Source organism: Floricoccus tropicus (assembly GCF_001832905.1).
GTDB lineage: Bacteria > Bacillota > Bacilli > Lactobacillales > Streptococcaceae > Floricoccus > Floricoccus tropicus.
Map to the genome: position 1 here is coordinate 98,999 of NZ_MKIR01000022.1, position 17,052 is coordinate 116,050.

Here is a 17,052-nt window from a genome sequence, read left to right on the forward strand (position 1 = left end):
AAAGCTATAAAAACAGCTAAAACACTGATTTTATAAGTATTTAAGTTGTTTTTATGGTAAAATTGTATTGTACAAAAATTAAAAAGGAGGTACCCATGAGACGATTAATTATACAAGGATTAATGGTGGTAATCGGAGCAGCAGTTGGAAGTTCGTTCTTACCGTATCTATGGTCCGCATTGAATCAAACTAAACTTGAAAACAACAACGTAGTTAATAGTATTATTGGTGCAATTATTTTTCTATTATTATCATTTATTTTTAACAAATCTATTCTACGTGCTCTTTCAAAGTTGGATGAAGACATCAGTAAGTTAAATCTGCAGAAGTTTGCATCTAATCTTACAGGAACTCTATTGGGACTGGTGGCAGGAGCGATTGCAAGTGTTGCGCTTTGGGCACTTAATATCCCATTTGTTAGCACAGTTGGGCCATTGATTCTTATGTCCGGTTTTGCTTATGTAGGCTATCGAGTATTTGCTCGTCGTGGCAAAGAAATTTTTGCCATGTTTAGTCGTAAAAAACCTGTGGTTGTTGAAGAAAACGAAGCTGAAGAAAAAAATGAAGTCATTCAAGTAGAAAATTATAAATTACTTGATACAAGTGCTATTATTGATGGGCGAATTATTGATGTATTAAAAACTGGTTTTGTTGATGGAATCATCTTAATTCCAAATTTTGTGGTTTTTGAATTACAGCTAATTGCCGATAGTAATGATAAACTTAAACGTGCTAAGGGAAGACGCGGATTAGACTTAGTAAATGATATTCAAAAGCTTAAAAATATTAAGGTCGAAACTACTGATAAGGACTATGATGATATTCATGAAGTGGATACTAAGCTGTTACGACTAGCAACAGAGCTTAAGGGAAGTTTGATAACAAATGATTACAATTTGAATAAGGTAGCTGAGATCCAGCGCGTGCCTGTTTTAAATATTAATGAACTAGCAAATGCAGTCAAACCTCAAGTTGTGGTTGGTGAAGAACTTAAAGTTACCATTGTTAAAAAAGGTAGTGAAAGACATCAGGGAATTGGATATATGCCTGATGGAACTATGATTGTTGTAGAAGACACTGATAATATGATTGACGAGACTGTTGATGCTGAGGTTACAAGTGCACTTCAAACTAATGCGGGTCGTATGATTTTTGCAAAATTAATATAGAATATTTAAACATTAGAAATTAGGTTAAATAAATGAAATATGATGCGATTATTCTTGCGGCTGGTTCTGGAAGAAGAATGGGGATAAATAAAAATAAGATTTTCCTATCAATAGATGATAAGCCCATTTTCCAATATTCAGTTGACTTATTCAAAGCTGACTCTGATTGTCAAAAAATAATTTTGGTTGGTAAGAAGGAAGAGCAGGGCATATTTACTTCTTACTTGTCAGAGAATATAGTTTTTGCCGTTGGAGGTCAAGAAAGACAAGACAGCGTGAGAAATGCATTGAAATTAGTTGAATCAGATTACGTCATGATTCACGATGGAGCACGTCCATTTATAAATCAGAGAGAACTCAATTGTTTAAAGAAAAAACCGAATTCAATTTTGGCTGTTCCTGTGAAAGATACAATTAAACAGGTGGAGTCAGATGGAAAGATCAAACAAACTATTCCACGCGAGACTCTATTTTCGGCTCAAACTCCCCAATGTTTTCAAAGTGATTTAATAATTAATGCTCATATGGAGGCCTTTGAAAATAACTTTTTAGGCACTGATGATGCAAGCCTGATTGAGGAATTTGGAGAAGTTTCGGTCTCTATCGTAGAAGGCTCTTATAATAATATAAAGGTTACTACGCCTGAGGATATCCTCATGGCTCGCTTGATTAAGGAAAGGATGTCAACTAATGGCTGATAACAGAATGAAATATGTGATTGATTCTAATATGCAATTTCCGCTTGTGGAACTTTATTTAGAGGCTGGCGAAAGTGCTTATATCCAACGTGGAAGTATGGTCTATCACAGTCCAGGAATCAAATTGTCTACTACTTTAAATTCTAAAGGCTCAGGACTTAGTAAACTTGTAGGAGCGATGGCTAGAAGTGTAACAAGTGGAGAGAGTATGTTTTTAACTCAAGTTTCTTCAACTTCGGATAGTGGTAGACTTGCTCTTGCACCTAATACTCCAGGTCAGGTTATGGCCCTTGAATTAGGTAATGAGCAATATAGGCTCAATGATGGGGTATTTCTTGCACTGGATGGAAGTGCTCAATATACTATGCAAAGACAGAGTGTTGGCAGAGCTGTATTTGGTGGACAAGGTGGTTTCTTTATTATGACTACAGAAGGTCAAGGGACTCTCCTTGTAAATTCCTTTGGTTCTATTAAGGAAATTGATCTTTCAAATGATGAGATAACAATTGATAATGCTCACGTTGTAGCATGGAGTACAAGTCTTGACTATGATATTCGTTTGGAAAATGGATTTATGCAAAGTATTGGTACTGGTGAAGGGGTTGTAAATACTTTCAGAGGTACTGGTAAGATTCTTGTACAAAGTCTCAATGTTGAGTCATTCGCTAATGTTCTAAGTTCGTATATTGCTACAGGTAATTAATATGGATATTAAAATTGGACAAGGATACGATGTTCATGAGTTGGTTGAAAATCGTAAATTGATTATTGGAGGAGTTGATATTCCTCATGATAGAGGTTTGTTAGGTCATAGTGATGCAGATGTTCTTTTGCATGCTATTACAGATGCAATTATTGGAGCCCTTGGTCTAGGTGATATTGGTCATGCATTCCCTGATACAAATCCAGAGATTGCGGGTATTGCGTCAACGAAAATACTCTCAGATACTTATGATAAGATGATTGATAAAGGATTTGTTATTGGAAACATTGATGCTACTATCATGGCCGAGCAACCAAAGATGAAACCTCATTTAGCTGAAATGAAAAAGAATATTGCTCAAATACTACATACATCAGAAGAAAATATTAATATAAAAGCCACTACAACAGAAAAATTAGGTTTTGTAGGCCGTGAAGAAGGGATGGCCTGTGAAGCGGTTGTTTTAATTATAAAATCTTAACTTGATTAAGCTTTTGTGTTATACTATTCTATGCTAAAAAGTAAAAGGTTAAATTAGTTTAGCCTTTTATATTTTATATTTGTACAAATTGGAGGAAAAATGTCAGATAAAATTCGTGTGCGTTATGCACCATCACCAACAGGACTTTTACATATTGGAAATGCTCGTACAGCATTATTTAACTACTTATTTGCTCGTCACCACGGTGGTGAGTTCATAATCCGTATAGAGGATACAGACCGTAAACGTCATGTCGAAGATGGTGAACGTAGCCAATTAGAAAACCTTGCTTGGCTAGGAATGGATTGGGATGAAAGTCCACAAAATCCAAATGAAAAATATGGACCATATCGTCAATCAGAACGTTTAGATATTTATCAAAAATATGTTGATGAACTTTTGGAATCAGGTAAAGCTTATAAATCGTATAAAACTGAAGAAGAAATTGCCGCTGATCGTGAAGCTCAAGAAGCAAAAGGTCTTCCGCCTGTTTACGTGAGTGAATATAAAGGAATGACTGAAGAAGAAAAAGCATCTTATATTTCTGAACGTGAAGCACAAGGAATTGAACCGACTGTTCGTATAAAAGTTCCTGAAGGGTCAATTTACAAGTGGGATGATATTGTTAAAGGTGAAATCGAGTTTGAAGGTAAGAATATTGGCGGTGACTGGGTAATTCAAAAACGTGATGGATACCCAACATATAATTTTGCCGTAGTAGTTGATGATCATTTAATGGATATTAGCCATGTTATTCGTGGAGATGACCATATTGCCAACACTCCTAAACAACTTATGATTTATGAAGCGTTAGATTGGGAAGCACCAAAATTTGGTCATATGACTCTTATCATCAATAGTGAAACAGGTAAGAAACTTTCAAAACGTGATACAAACACGCTTCAATTTATTGAAGATTATCGTAAAAAAGGTTTCATGAATGATGCAATTTTCAACTTCATTGCATTACTTGGATGGAACCCTGGTGGAGAAGAAGAAATTTTCTCTAAGGATGAGTTGATTAAGTTATTTGACGAAAATCGTTTAAGTAAATCACCAGCAGCTTTTGATCAAAAGAAACTTGAGTGGTTGGATAATCAGTATATTAAGAATGCTGACTCAGAAGTAGTATTTGAACTTACAAAGCCTTTCTTAGAAGAAGCAGGACGCTTAGACGAAAAATCACCATATCTTGTTGATTTATATAAACCTCAACTTAAATATGGAGAAGAAATCATTGAGTTGACAGATCTTTTCTATGAAGATTTTCCAGCATTAACGGATGAAGCAAAAGAAGTTTTATCACTTGAAACTAGTCCAGTAGTCATCAAAGCCTTTAAGGAAAAATTAGAAAATCTTGATGATGCTGATTTTACTAAGGATAATATCTTCCCATTAATTAAGGAAGTCCAAAAAGAGACGGGTATCAAAGGTAAAAACTTATTTATGCCAATTCGTATTGCTGTTTCTGGCGAAATGCATGGACCTGAATTACCTGATACAATCTATTTATTAGGAAAAGAAAAAGCAATTGCGCATTTAGAAGAAAATTCAAAATAAAAAAATAATCCTCAAATTATATTTGGGGATTATTTTCTATGATAATGATAAATGTTATTTTGTATAGTTGTAAAATAGAAATACCTTCGTCTTGCTACACTGTCGATTACACTTAAATAAGCAAGCTTATTAGTGTAGGTCGCAAGACAAGGAATTTCGCTACGCTACGATGTCCATAGAACTTAAATTGCTAAAGTAATTAGTTCTAATGGCGACGAATTGATGATAGAATTAGCGTTCATCGAGATGAGTCAATCTATTTTTAAGTGAGTATAATAAAAAGCTATGGGATGGCCACCCATAGCTTTATGAAACCTCATTCCTGTTTATATGAGATTAATTAGCTCTTGTCATTGTATAAGTTTTCCCATTTTGTGATGTAATAGTTGCTTTGTTTTTACCATCAAAAGTCACTGATGTGTAGTTATTTGACATCCCATCTCCTCCAATGATATCTCTTGCAGATATTGAATTTCCTTGTACAAGTAACTCTTTGCGTGATAATTTAGCGACTTGACCATTAGGAAACTCTTTATTAGTTTTGTAAATATTAATGTAGTCAGGATTATCAGTAACTTCTGCTTGGATAACATTTCCATCACTATCATTCCATGTTCCTAAGATATCATCAATAGTATATTCAGAAACAGGTTGAGATTTTTTAATTTCATCTTGACTTGTTCTTACTAGATTCCATGTTTCGCCATCGTTAAACGTTACAGTCATGTTATCTTTATCATTAGAAGTAATCGTGATTGTATCTTTACCCTCAGTTCCGTATTCTAATTTTGAAGAAATAGTGTTTCCATCAATTTTTGCATCGCTAATGTTGAAAGAACCATCAGCAGAATGTCCAGGCATTTTTCCATAGGCAACAATAGTGTTCTCAACGTTTGAAATGAAGGTCATATATTTGCCATCAGAATTTTTCCAAAATCCATAAATATTATCAAAAGGAAATTCTGATTGTTTGTCTTCATTGTTTGTTTCTGAAGTTGAGTTATTTGTATTAGTTTCAGTACTCTCAGCAGGAATATCAGAAGAGTCATCTTGTTTATTTTTTTCATCACTATTTTCTGTGCTCTTTTTTATTACTTGCGATGAAGAACCTTTTGTAGTACTTGTTGAAGTAGTACTTTTTTTATTTGAACCACATGCTGCAAGTGAGAGAATTGCTGTTGTTGTTAATAATATAGTAATTGTCTTTTTCATTTTTATTCTTCCTTTTTATTTTATCTTTAAGGTTATATCTATTTTATTGAAACTATGTCTATTTTTTCATTTTGTAAATATAATTCTCTCCATATAGATTCCTCGCTAAAATAAAATTAATTTCTTTTGTGTATTTATTATTACATTGTTACAAAAATGTGTCAAGTATTTCTTTTATGTTTCTTGAGAAAAAATAAGTTTATTTTAATTCTTTGATAAAGATATTTATGTATCTCTTTATTGCAGAGTTTAATAAGGATCTTTGGTTTATAAATATATTTTGTATAAAAAAACAATATATTAATATTACTTTTAAGTTACAAAGATTATTAGACCGATATATTAAAACCGAATCTATATATCATAAATTCGGTTTGTTTTTTATATTATAAATCGTTTAGAAAATATGAGAATAAAGCTTTATCTTTGTCAAAACGATGCCATGTTGCTTCTGGATGCCATTGGACAGCGATAATTTTTCTTTGTGTATCACTGATTGCCTCAATAATTCCATCTTTCGCATGTGCAATAGCAGTAAAGTTATCGGCCAATTGTTTTATTGACTGGTGATGGAAAGAATTGACCATATGTGTTTGGCCAAGGAAGTTTAAAACACTATCAGATTTAACTTCAATTGAATGTGTGGGAAAGCGCTGTTTAGTAGGTACTTGCATGTGTTTAATTTTTGTTCCTGTATAAGATACATCTTGAAATAGGGTTCCACCAAATTTAACATTTAATACCTGCAGACCTCTACATACACCAAAAATTGATTTACCTTGATCTAAAGCCGATTCAATTAGAGCAAATTCAAAAACATCTCTTTCGGGATTAGTATTTCCTAGAAGCTTGTCAGGTTCCTCGTTATAATACTGTGGACTAACATCTTCTCCACCCATTAATATAAGTTTATCTACAATATTAATATAGTTAGCCGCTCTTTCGGGTTTATCATTTGGGATTATTAGAGGTATATGACCCATGGCTTGAATAGCATCTACGAAACCTTTTCTAGTATATATTACTTTATTTCCATGAAATGGTACTTCATCCTCACCGTAATAGGTTGTACCTGCGATACCAATAATTGCCATATTTAAATACCTCTGTTTCTCTAGACTTGTGGAATAATAGTTATTCCAACACTGTATGATAAAGGATAGCAAAAAAAGCTATTTCATACAAGGTGTTTAGGTATATGAAAAACTTATAGCTTCTTATAAATTTTTTATAAGAAATTTGTTATTTATTTTTCTGCTTGGGCAATAAATAATGTTGCATCTTCTTTCATAAACAAATTGTTAGCGGAATAAAAATTTTCAATAGTAATATTCTTAAATTCTTCTTTTTCAAGTATTGATTTTAATTCCTTATGCTGGAATCCATTATGTAATTTAGGATGATTAACTTTTTCATTTTTGTCGAAGTCAACTATAATTATCTTTCCATTTGGCTTCAAGATCTCATAAATTTTTTTAAGAATTGCTTCTATATTCGGAATGTGAATTAATACTAATGATATAATCACTATATCAGCGCTAGGTAATAATATAGTATCATCTACAAGTGAAACAGAAGCATTAAAGATGTTACCACTATTAATTTTGCTAAGTGCTACTTCAAGCATCGATTTTGAAGTATCAGCTATAATAACATTTTTGAATTTTTCTGCAATAGGTAAAGATACAAGACCTGTACCTCCTCCATAGTCTAATAAAATGCTATTAGAACAGTCACCAGGAATATATTTGGAGATTTCTAATCTAATGATGTCAGATAACTGCTTTCGGTCATCGTTATCATAATTATTAGCCATGTTGTTGAATACATTTTCATTCATCTTGACTTCCACCTTTCATTATCAATTCATATGATAGACCAATATCATATATTCAACAAAGCTTTTAACTGAAAAAATTATAAAAATTTTGTATAATGATTGTAGCAACAAATCAGAAGAGGAGTATATCTATGAATAAGTTAAAAGAATTACTTACACCAAAGAGGGTGATAGCTATTTTAGTATTAATTGCAATTATTGTTTTCGCCTTCCAAAATCTAAATTTGGTAGAATTATCATTTATTTTCTTTTCAATTAAAATTCCATTATTAGTCTTAATTCTTATCATGTTTGCAATTGGTGTTGTTTTGGGTTGGACCTATAAAAAAGGAGATGCAAAGAAAGCCTTAAAAAATATTCAGTCTGAAACTCAAAAAGAAATTTCAAATTTACAATCTCAAATTGAAGATTTAAAAAAATAATCTGGCAGTTATGCTAGATTTTTAAATTATTCTTTTAAATGTTATAATTATACACGAAAGCGGTTGCGCATGTTAATTAGGAGTTTTTAATAGTATTTAAGGAGAAAAAATTGAAAGATAAGAGATACAAAAAATTTATTTTTATTGGAGTAATTTTAACTTTATTTATCTTTTTAATTGTAAAGATATACTCTACAGCACATCAAACAGGAGAAAGCGTTAAGCTTGATTATTATGAGATACGCGTTGATAAAGTAGTAAAGAGTCAGGGTACTGATTATACTAAGCCTAAAAACGGTAAGGAGTTTGCTGTTGTAACAGTTACATTAACTAATAATGGAAAAAAATCTGTTAAGTATAATCCATTAGATTTTGTATTACGAACTGAAAAAGGTGATGATATTAATGCAAATTTAAATGTTGATGGTATTGATATTTTAGAAGCTGGCACACTAAAAAAAGGTGAAAAAATAACAGGAAATCTAGTTGGAGAAGTCAAAAAAGGCACTAGACTGCAATTAGTTTACAAAACAAATACTGAACAAGAAGTTGTTATTGATTTGCAGTAGTATTATAAAAACTGGATGGAAGTCTAGTTTTTTTGTTTTAGTAAATTAATTTAGTGAAATTAATAACTTTGTGAATTTTTGTTATACATCCATTGTAGAACACCTCGGAACCCTTATCAAATAAAGAAAAAGCAAACAAAAAGTTTGTAAATTTTTTTGAAATGTTTTACAATGATAATGTAAGCGATTGCTGATTTTTTTAGCAAAATATTTGTAAAGGAGATAGTCTTGAGATACGTTGTAAACGAAAATAAGACTGCACCATTTAATATTGCCATGGATGAATGGCTGCTCACAAAATTGAAACCGAGCGAGCCTGTATTTGCCTTATGGCAAAATAAGAGTGCCGTAATTGTTGGTAAGCATCAAAATACATTTGAAGAGATTAATGCACCATTTATTGAAGAAAATGGCATTGAAGTTGTTCGAAGAGTATCTGGTGGGGGAGCCGTGTATCACGATTTAGGAAACCTCAATTTTACCTTCATAATACCATTAGATCATCCAGATCAAGTTGAATGGAAAAAATTTATTCAACCTATGGTAACAGCACTTCAAAAGCTAGGAATTCCTGCAGAAACAAGTGGTAGAAATGACTTACTTGTTAATGGGAAGAAGATTAGTGGTAATGCCCAAAGATATTCTAAAGGATATCTGATGCATCATGGAACACTACTATTCAATAGCGATACAGAGACTTTAGTACGTTCTCTAAATGTGAGTGATGAAAAATTTATTTCAAAAGCGGTGAAAAGTGTGCGTAGCAGAGTTGGAAACATTCATGAGGTTGTTCCTGACTTAACTTTGTCTGAATTTCAAGAGGCACTGACCTATGAACTTTCTGATCATAATAAAGATAAAGAAATTATTTTGACAGATGAGCAATTAGCCGAGGTTCATAAACTTGAAGAAGAAAAGTTTTCTAAATGGGAATGGAATTATGGAGAGAGTCCAAAATTCAACTATCATGCACATGAAAAATTTGACGGTGGAATTATCGACCTCAAAGCACAAGTAGAAGATGGAATTATCAAATCTATTACATTTGAAGGAGATTTCCTTGATGTAGAAGATGTTGAAAATATTTTACCTGAATTTATTGGTTTGCCGTTTAGTGAACCAAAAATTTTAGAATTGTTAGGACAGTATGAGCAAAAAAAGTACTTTGGTGCGATTAGCTCAGAAGAAGTAGCAAGTTTGTTCAATGAAGAACAAATTGAAGAATAGGGAGGAAGTAGATTCTATGAGTAAAGGCACAGAGATTCTTGATTTTAGAAAACAATTAGAAGATCAAGAAAATGAATTTCCTACATTACAAGTACTTGATAATGATGGAAAATTAGTTGACAAAGAATTGTTTGAAGAATCTGGAATTACAGATGAAGATTTAGTAAATATCATGCAACGTATGATTAAACAATTCGTATTAAATGAGCGTAGTACAAAGCTTGCTAAACAAGGTCGTCTAGGTTTTGTTGCCCCAACACGTGGTCAAGAAGCTAGTCAATCAGCAACAAGTTATGCGTTTACGGATGAAGATTATTTATTACCTGGATATCGCGATATCCCACAAATGATCCATAAAGGTTATCCAATTTATAAGAACTTTTTGTGGAGTCGTGGTCACTACCTTGGTGGAGAGATGGATGGAGTTAAGACTTGGTTCCCTCAAATTATCATTGGAGCTCAGTTTGTTGAAGCCGCAGGTATCGCCCTTGGTATGAAGATGAGAAAGAAAAATGCTGTTGCTTATACGTACACAGGTGATGGAGGATCTTCTCAAGGTGATACTTATGAAGGGATGAACTTTGCAGGTGCATATAAAGCTAACGCAGTATTCTTTATTCAAAATAATGGCTTTGCAATCTCAACACCACGTGCACTTCAAACAGCTGCACCACATATTGCATCAAAAGGATGGGGAGCAGGTCTTCCAAGTATCGTAGTTGATGGTATGGATGCATTAGCTTGTTACATTTCAGCTAAAAAAGCACGTGATTGGGCAGCGAGTGGTAACGGACCTGTTTTAATTGAAACTTTATGTAACCGTTTAGAACCTCATTCAATGAGTGGAGATGATCCGTTACGTTACCGTACAAAAGAAGATATCGATGAAAACTTCAAGAAAGATCCTCTAGTTCGTATGCGTACTTTCCTTGAAGGACGTAAATTATGGAGTGAAGAAATTGAAGCGGCTTATGCAGCAGAAGTTAATGCAGAAATTGACGAAGCAGTTAAGTTAGCTGATAATGCTCCAAAACAAAAAGTGTCAGACTTTATTGCAACTACCTTGGAACAACCAGGCTATGTAATGCAAGAACAAATCAAAAAATTCCAAGAGGAGGGCAAATAAATGGCAGTCAAGACATATATTGCAGCAATTACAGAAGCGCTTGATTTAGCGCTTGAAAAAGATGATAACGTCCTAATATTCGGTGAAGACGTTGGTGAAAACGGTGGAGTTTTCCGTGCTACAGAAGGCTTAAATGCTAAATACGGAAATGAACGTGTTTTCAATACACCACTTGCTGAAAGTGCTATTGGTGGGGCAGCTATTGGTCTTACAACTGAAGGATATCGTCCAATATTTGAAGTTCAATTCTTTGGTTTCGTATTCGAAGTTATGGATTCAATTTCAGGTCAAATGGCACGTAATCGTTTTCGTTTCCATGGTCAAAAACAATTTCCAATTGTAGTGCGTGGCCCATATGGTGGTGGTACACATACTCCTGAGATGCACTCAGATAGTTTAGAAGGATTGATGGCTCAAACTCCTGGTCTTAGAGTAGTTATGCCAAGTAACCCTGCTGATGCAAAAGGTTTATTATTAGCCGCTATTGAATCAAATGATCCAGTTATTTATCTTGAAAATTTGAAACTTTATCGTTCAGTAAAAGGTGAAGTTCCAGAAGGATATTACACAACTCCTCTTGACAAAGCAGCAATTGCTAAAGAAGGATCTGATGTAACTATCATTACTTACGGTGGAACAGTTCCAACAAGTTTAAAAGCTGCTGAAGAGCTTGAAAAAGATGGAATTTCAGTAGAAGTTATTGACTTACGTACTGTTCAACCACTCGACATTGAAACAATTGGACAAAGTGTTGAAAAAACTGGTCGTGTAGTTGTAGTTCAAGAAGCACAACGTCAAGCTGGTATTGGATCAGCTGTAATGGCAGAAATTAGCGAAAGATTTATTTTAAGCTTGAAGGCTCCTATTGGACGTGTTGCTGCACCAGATAGCATCTATCCATTTGCACAAGCAGAGAATGATTGGTTACCACAAGTTAAAGATGTTGTAAGTAAAGTTAAGGAGGTTGTAGACTATGACTGAGATTTTCCGTATGCCTGACGTAGGCGAAGGTATGGCTGAGGGTGAAATTGCTTCTTGGTTAGTAAAAGTTGGTGATGAAATTAAAGAGGATGATGCTTTAGCAGAAGTACAAAATGATAAACTATTGCAAGAAATTCTATCTCCTTACTCTGGTAAAGTAACAAAGATTTTTGTTGATGCTGGAACTGTTGTTGAAGTTGGGGCACCATTAGTAGAATTTGATGGTGATGGAACTGGTAGTTCAGCCGGTGCACCTGCAGCGGCAACTGAAGAAGTAAAAGATGAACTTATTGAAACTAGTGAAGAAGTCTCAACTGGAGCAGCACCTCAAGCTGAAGTTACAGGAGTTGGGGCACCAGTTGTAAATGGTAAACTTCGTGCAATGCCTTCAGTAAGAAAATTAGCTCGTCAAAATGGAGTTGACTTAACCACAGTACCTGCTACAGGTCGTCATGGACATGTAACTGTTGATGATGTTAAAAACTTTATTGCCAATGGTGGAGCATCAGCTGAAGCAACACCAGTAGAAGAAACTGTTGTTGAAACTGTAACTGAGACTACTTCTAAACCAGCAGCACCTGCACCTGCTAAAGAAGGTCGTGTACCTATGACTCCTGTTCGTAAAGCTATTGCTAAGAATATGGTAAGTCAAAAACAAAATGTTCCTCACGTAACATTATTTGATGAAGCTGAAGTTTCTAAACTTATGGAACATCGCGCTAACTTCAAAGAAATTGCAGCAAAAGAAGGTGTTAAATTAACATATCTTGCTTATGTTGCTAAAGCATTAGCAGCTATGTCTAAGAAATTCCCAGAATTGAATGCACATGTTGATATGGCTAAACAAGAAATTGTTTACCCTGATGGAATTAATGTTGGTATTGCTGTTGATACTCCAAACGGACTATTTGTACCAGTTGTTAAAAATGCTGATAGTAAATCAATCCTTGCAATTGCAGCTGAAATTTCTGATTTAGCAAATCGTGCTCGCGATGGTAAATTAACTCCAGATGTATCAACTGGTTCAACTATCACAATTTCTAATATTGGGTCAGCTCGTGGAAGCTGGTTTACACCAGTAATCAACGTTAATGAAGCAGCTATCCTTGGTTTAGGTACAATTTCTAAAGAACCAATCGTTAATGCTGAAGGCGAAATTGCTGTTGGTAACATGATGAAACTATCACTTTCATTTGACCATAGATTAATTGATGGAATGTTAGCACAAAGTGCAATGAATTATTTAAAACAATTGCTAGCTGATCCTAGCTATATGTTAATGGAGGTATAAAATGGTTGTAGGTTCACAAGCAAGAGAAGTTGATTTAGTAGTTATCGGAAGTGGCCCTGGCGGATACGTTGCGGCTATCCGTGCTGCGCAATTAGGTAGAAAAGTAATTATCGTTGAACGTGATGAAATTGGTGGAGTGTGTTTAAATGTTGGATGTATTCCATCAAAAGCATTAATCAATGCTGGACACATTTATCATGAACAATTACATGATACAAATACAATTATGGGTGTCCATTCAAAAGGTGCAACATTGAACTGGGAAGAAACACTTAAATGGAAAGATGAAAAAGTAGTTAAGACTTTAACTGGTGGAGTAGGAATGCTTCTTAAAAAGAATAAAGTTGAAATTCTACGTGGTGAAGCTCGCTTTAACGATAATCAAGTGTTAAACGTTATTAGTGGTGACGAATCTCATCTTTTAGAATTTAAATCTTGTATCATTGCAACTGGTAGCCGCCCAATTGAAATTCCAGGTTTCAAATTTGAAGGTCGTGTTGTAAATTCAACAGGAGCTCTTAGCCTACCTGAAGTTCCTGAAAAACTTGTTATTATTGGTGGTGGAGTAATCGGAAGTGAATTAGCTGGAGCTTACTCAAATTTAGGTTCAAAAGTTACTATTCTTGAAGGACTTCCTCATATTCTTAATGGATTTGATGATGAAATGATTAAAGTTGTTGTTGATGAATTCAAAGAACGCCATATTGACATTGTTACAAATGCGCGTGCTAAATCTTCAGAACAAACTGCTGACTCTGTTAAAGTTACATACGAAGTTGATGGAAAAGAAGAAGTTCTTGAAGCAGACTACGTTTTAGTTTCTGTGGGTCGTAGACCAAATACAGATGAGCTTGGTCTTAATAATACTGACATCAAGATGACTGATCGTGGACAAATTGAAGTTAATAATCGTCAAGAAACAAGTGTTCCTGGAATCTATGCTATTGGTGATATTGTTGCAGGACCAATGCTTGCACATAAAGCTTCTTACGAAGCAAAAATCGCTGCAGCCAATGCTGCAGGTGATGATGAATTAAATTGTGCAGTTGCAATCCCAGCTGTAGCATATTGCGATCCAGAATTAGCTACAATGGGAGAAACACCTGATTCTGCTAAAGAAAAAGGATTGAACTTCAATATCGCTAAATTCCCATTTGCAGCAAATGGACGTGCTATTACAATGAACGCTACTAACGGTTTTGTTCGTATTTTGACTGATAAAGATACACATGTAATAATTGGTGCACAAGTTGCAGGACCTGGAGCAAGTGACTTGATTTCAGAATTTGCAGTTGCTATTGAAAATGGTCTTTCTAGTGAAGATATTTCAATGTCAATTCACCCACATCCAACTCTTGGAGAAGCAATTATGGATACAAGTGAATTAGCTGATGGGTTACCAATTCATATTTAAAAAAACTTTAGAGGAGATATAACTGTTTATTTCCTAACTGATATTTCTATATAAAAGTATCCAATAATTAATTATACTTTATGCAGCACGTTCATCGTGCTGCTTTTTTTATATTTAGGCTTTCAGACTGTCTACTACATAATAGTAAACAAAAAACCACCTGCTATACGGGTGGGGAACAAAGGCTTTTAGTAATTCAAAAACTACTATAATAAATAAAGTTGTTAAATATAATTATAGAAGGAATAAGAATGGCAAAAACCAATTACAGTTTATAACAAACAAAATAGATAGGTAAATATCATATAGTATTTATACCTAAATATCGTAGAAAATCAATCTATAATTAAGTACGAAAAGATTTGATAGAAATAATAAAACAACTTTATACTTATAAAGTTGTTGAGATAATAGAAGGTCATATGAGTCCAAACCATGTTCACTTTTAGGTTCTAATTACACCTAAAATAAGTATGTCAAGCTTAATAGGATATTTAAAAGGCAAGTGTGCATTAATAGTTTTTGATAAGCATATGAATTTAAAATATAAATACAACAATCGAAAGTTCTGGGCAGAAGGATATTACGTAAGTACAGTTGATTTAAATGAACAAATAGGAGCGAAATATATAAGAGAACAGGAAAAGCATAATATTTTGATTGATAAACTAAGTGAAAAAGAATATGAAGACCCGTTTAGTGATGACAATTTCAAGACGAAGTAACCCCGTTTAGACGAGGTTAGGACGAATCAAGATAATGAGACCAAAGTTCAGCCAGAGTCTTTGAGCGAGCTGACATTTACTGAGATAAAAAGTTACAAAGTAAAATTTCCTTGTATAATCATTATTCTTCTCTTTAATTTATTAGTTTTATTAAAACCATAAGCAATTTTATTTACGGTATTAATTATATTATAAATTTTATGTGAACTGGAAATTCATAAATATTTTAATACATATGGAATGCTTTCCTCGCTTTTAACTATTGCAGCAGAGAAGTTTTTCATATAAAAAGTATGAGTGCCTGTGAAGCACTCATACTACAAACTTTTTCTTACATATATAATAAAATAAGAATTAAAATTTTACATAATTACCTGTTAATTCTTGATAAAAAGAAGAAATCATAGGTTGGAATACATCTTGATTTACTCGATTGCTAAAGAGAATAACAGCATTTTTTGTATCTTTTGAAATTAATATAGCTAATTGTTGGGAGTCTATTACACCATTCATTCGATATGCATCACCTTGGTCGTAAAAACCTCCGATGTATGCATTACTATCATCATATATTGGTTTCCATGCTTCTTCAAGTACAGAATTCTTGATTATTTTACCAGTTAAAAATTTATTGAAAAATTTGTATACATCTCCTGCGGTTGAATCTATATTACCTGTACCTACTTCTCGTATAAAGAGTTGAGGATCATATGCTCTAGGTAACGAGTATATATATTCACCAGTTTTTTGGTACCCTGTGGTATATCCTTTTCTTTCGGGCCAATCTGTATATTGTCCGAAATCTTTCAAACCTATACCGTGGAAAAATTTTTCAAAGTTCTCATAATAACTTTTCCCAGTTATTTTTTCAATAATACCTGCAAGTAAATTGTAGTTAACTGCCTGATATTTATATATCTTTTGACCAGTATTTTCTATATTTGCAGTAATATAATCGAATACTTGGTTTGTACTGAAAAATTGAATATAACCTGGAATATCAAGTTGAAGTCCAGAATGCATCCTTAACATATCTCTTATTGTAATATATTGACTACCATATATCTGAGGATAAAAGTTGCTTAAAGGAGTATCAAATGATAATTTTTTTTCTTCAATTAAATTATAAATTAAAGTAGCTGTATATGCTTTTTGAACTGATCCAATTTGTATATGTGATCCTGCGTCATTTAAACGGTTTTCCGAATAGTCTGCAAAACCATACCCTTTTTGTAGGATTATTTGCCCATCTTTGATAATAAGAGCTACACCTACAAAATTTGCGTTTTCCAACTCATCATTCATACTTTGTGCATCAGGGGCAAGAACATTTTTATCTAAATTATTTAAGTCATCAGCAGGTAGTTTAGATAATATTACTCCATCAGTAGACATAGGATAGTCATTTTTAGGTTTAGTTGTTGATTCAGAAGTTTTCTCGGTACTATTTTTAGAAGACTTTGTTTCTTCCTGTGGTTTTTTTTCAATTTCTTCAACAGTATTAAAAAAGATCTTTGTACTAAAAATACCAATTGATGTAGATATTATAGCTATAAGAATAAGATAGGAAATTAATTTTAGCCTCTTTTTTCTTTTTCTATATTTTTTACTTCTTTGCAAATCCATAATTTTAT

16 protein-coding genes and 1 pseudogene are annotated in these 17,052 nt (G+C 33.3%); 13 read left to right on the plus strand and 4 right to left on the minus strand.

The genetic code is table 11. From position 1 onward, the window contains the following. The first annotated feature begins 95 nt into the window (after positions 1-95). The 5 genes from BG261_RS07185 to gltX all read left to right on the plus strand — a co-directional run bounded on the left by BG261_RS07185 (position 96) and on the right by gltX (position 4,611). Positions 96-1,169, plus strand: a complete 1,074-nt coding sequence (locus BG261_RS07185; protein WP_070792675.1) for a PIN/TRAM domain-containing protein — start codon at positions 96-98, stop codon at positions 1,167-1,169. Positions 1,170-1,201: 32 nt separating this feature from the next. Then, positions 1,202-1,867, plus strand: coding sequence for a 2-C-methyl-D-erythritol 4-phosphate cytidylyltransferase (gene ispD, locus BG261_RS07190; RefSeq protein ID WP_070792676.1), 666 nt, complete (start codon positions 1,202-1,204; stop codon positions 1,865-1,867). Then, positions 1,860-2,570 (plus strand): TIGR00266 family protein, encoded by a 711-nt coding sequence (locus tag BG261_RS07195; protein WP_070792677.1) that lies wholly within the window; start codon positions 1,860-1,862, stop codon positions 2,568-2,570. The genes ispD and BG261_RS07195 overlap by 8 nt, the downstream gene beginning before the upstream one ends. A gap of 1 nt (position 2,571) precedes the next feature. Then, positions 2,572-3,051, plus strand: a complete 480-nt coding sequence (gene ispF / locus BG261_RS07200; protein WP_070792678.1) for a 2-C-methyl-D-erythritol 2,4-cyclodiphosphate synthase — start codon at positions 2,572-2,574, stop codon at positions 3,049-3,051. Positions 3,052-3,150: 99 nt separating this feature from the next. Beyond that, a complete protein-coding gene (gene gltX / locus BG261_RS07205) occupies positions 3,151-4,611 on the plus strand; it encodes a glutamate--tRNA ligase (protein ID WP_070792679.1) in 1,461 nt (486 codons plus the stop codon). A gap of 336 nt (positions 4,612-4,947) precedes the next feature. Here the strand turns inward: gltX and BG261_RS07210 are convergent, their stop codons facing one another. The 3 genes from BG261_RS07210 to BG261_RS07220 form a co-directional block, all read right to left on the minus strand. After that, complete coding sequence (locus BG261_RS07210) at positions 4,948-5,823, minus strand: hypothetical protein (protein ID WP_070792680.1); 876 nt, start codon at positions 5,821-5,823, stop codon at positions 4,948-4,950. A gap of 386 nt (positions 5,824-6,209) precedes the next feature. After that, on the minus strand, positions 6,210-6,917 hold the full coding sequence (locus BG261_RS07215) for a gamma-glutamyl-gamma-aminobutyrate hydrolase family protein (protein WP_070792681.1): 708 nt from the start codon (positions 6,915-6,917) through the stop codon (positions 6,210-6,212). 152 nt (positions 6,918-7,069) lie between these two features. Then, complete coding sequence (locus BG261_RS07220) at positions 7,070-7,663, minus strand: class I SAM-dependent methyltransferase (protein ID WP_070792682.1); 594 nt, start codon at positions 7,661-7,663, stop codon at positions 7,070-7,072. 131 nt (positions 7,664-7,794) lie between these two features. Between BG261_RS07220 and BG261_RS07225 the strand changes: the two genes are divergently transcribed. The 8 genes and pseudogenes from BG261_RS07225 to tnpA all read left to right on the plus strand — a co-directional run bounded on the left by BG261_RS07225 (position 7,795) and on the right by tnpA (position 15,418). After that, positions 7,795-8,085: a LapA family protein gene (locus tag BG261_RS07225; protein WP_070792683.1), complete on the plus strand. Its 291-nt coding sequence runs from the start codon at positions 7,795-7,797 to the stop codon at positions 8,083-8,085. 110 nt (positions 8,086-8,195) lie between these two features. Continuing rightward, complete coding sequence (locus BG261_RS07230) at positions 8,196-8,654, plus strand: DUF4352 domain-containing protein (RefSeq protein ID WP_070792684.1); 459 nt, start codon at positions 8,196-8,198, stop codon at positions 8,652-8,654. A 228-nt stretch (positions 8,655-8,882) separates the two neighbouring features. Further along, positions 8,883-9,881 (plus strand): lipoate--protein ligase, encoded by a 999-nt coding sequence (gene lplA / locus BG261_RS07235; protein ID WP_070792685.1) that lies wholly within the window; start codon positions 8,883-8,885, stop codon positions 9,879-9,881. A 16-nt stretch (positions 9,882-9,897) separates the two neighbouring features. Beyond that, positions 9,898-11,007, plus strand: coding sequence for a thiamine pyrophosphate-dependent enzyme (locus tag BG261_RS07240; protein ID WP_070792686.1), 1,110 nt, complete (start codon positions 9,898-9,900; stop codon positions 11,005-11,007). After that, on the plus strand, positions 11,008-11,988 hold the full coding sequence (locus BG261_RS07245) for an alpha-ketoacid dehydrogenase subunit beta (protein ID WP_070792687.1): 981 nt from the start codon (positions 11,008-11,010) through the stop codon (positions 11,986-11,988). Then, positions 11,981-13,279 (plus strand): dihydrolipoamide acetyltransferase family protein, encoded by a 1,299-nt coding sequence (locus tag BG261_RS07250; protein ID WP_070792688.1) that lies wholly within the window; start codon positions 11,981-11,983, stop codon positions 13,277-13,279. Before BG261_RS07245 ends, BG261_RS07250 begins: the two co-directional genes overlap by 8 nt. Position 13,280: 1 nt before the next feature. After that, a complete protein-coding gene (lpdA, locus tag BG261_RS07255; RefSeq protein WP_070792689.1) occupies positions 13,281-14,693 on the plus strand; it encodes a dihydrolipoyl dehydrogenase in 1,413 nt (470 codons plus the stop codon). A 290-nt stretch (positions 14,694-14,983) separates the two neighbouring features. Then, positions 14,984-15,418, plus strand: a pseudogene (tnpA, locus tag BG261_RS11280) (IS200/IS605 family transposase). Between the two features lie 354 nt (positions 15,419-15,772). On the opposite strand, the gene BG261_RS07265 reads toward tnpA, so the two are convergent. Beyond that, complete coding sequence (locus tag BG261_RS07265) at positions 15,773-17,044, minus strand: serine hydrolase domain-containing protein (protein ID WP_070792690.1); 1,272 nt, start codon at positions 17,042-17,044, stop codon at positions 15,773-15,775. Between the last annotated feature and the right edge of the window lie 8 nt (positions 17,045-17,052).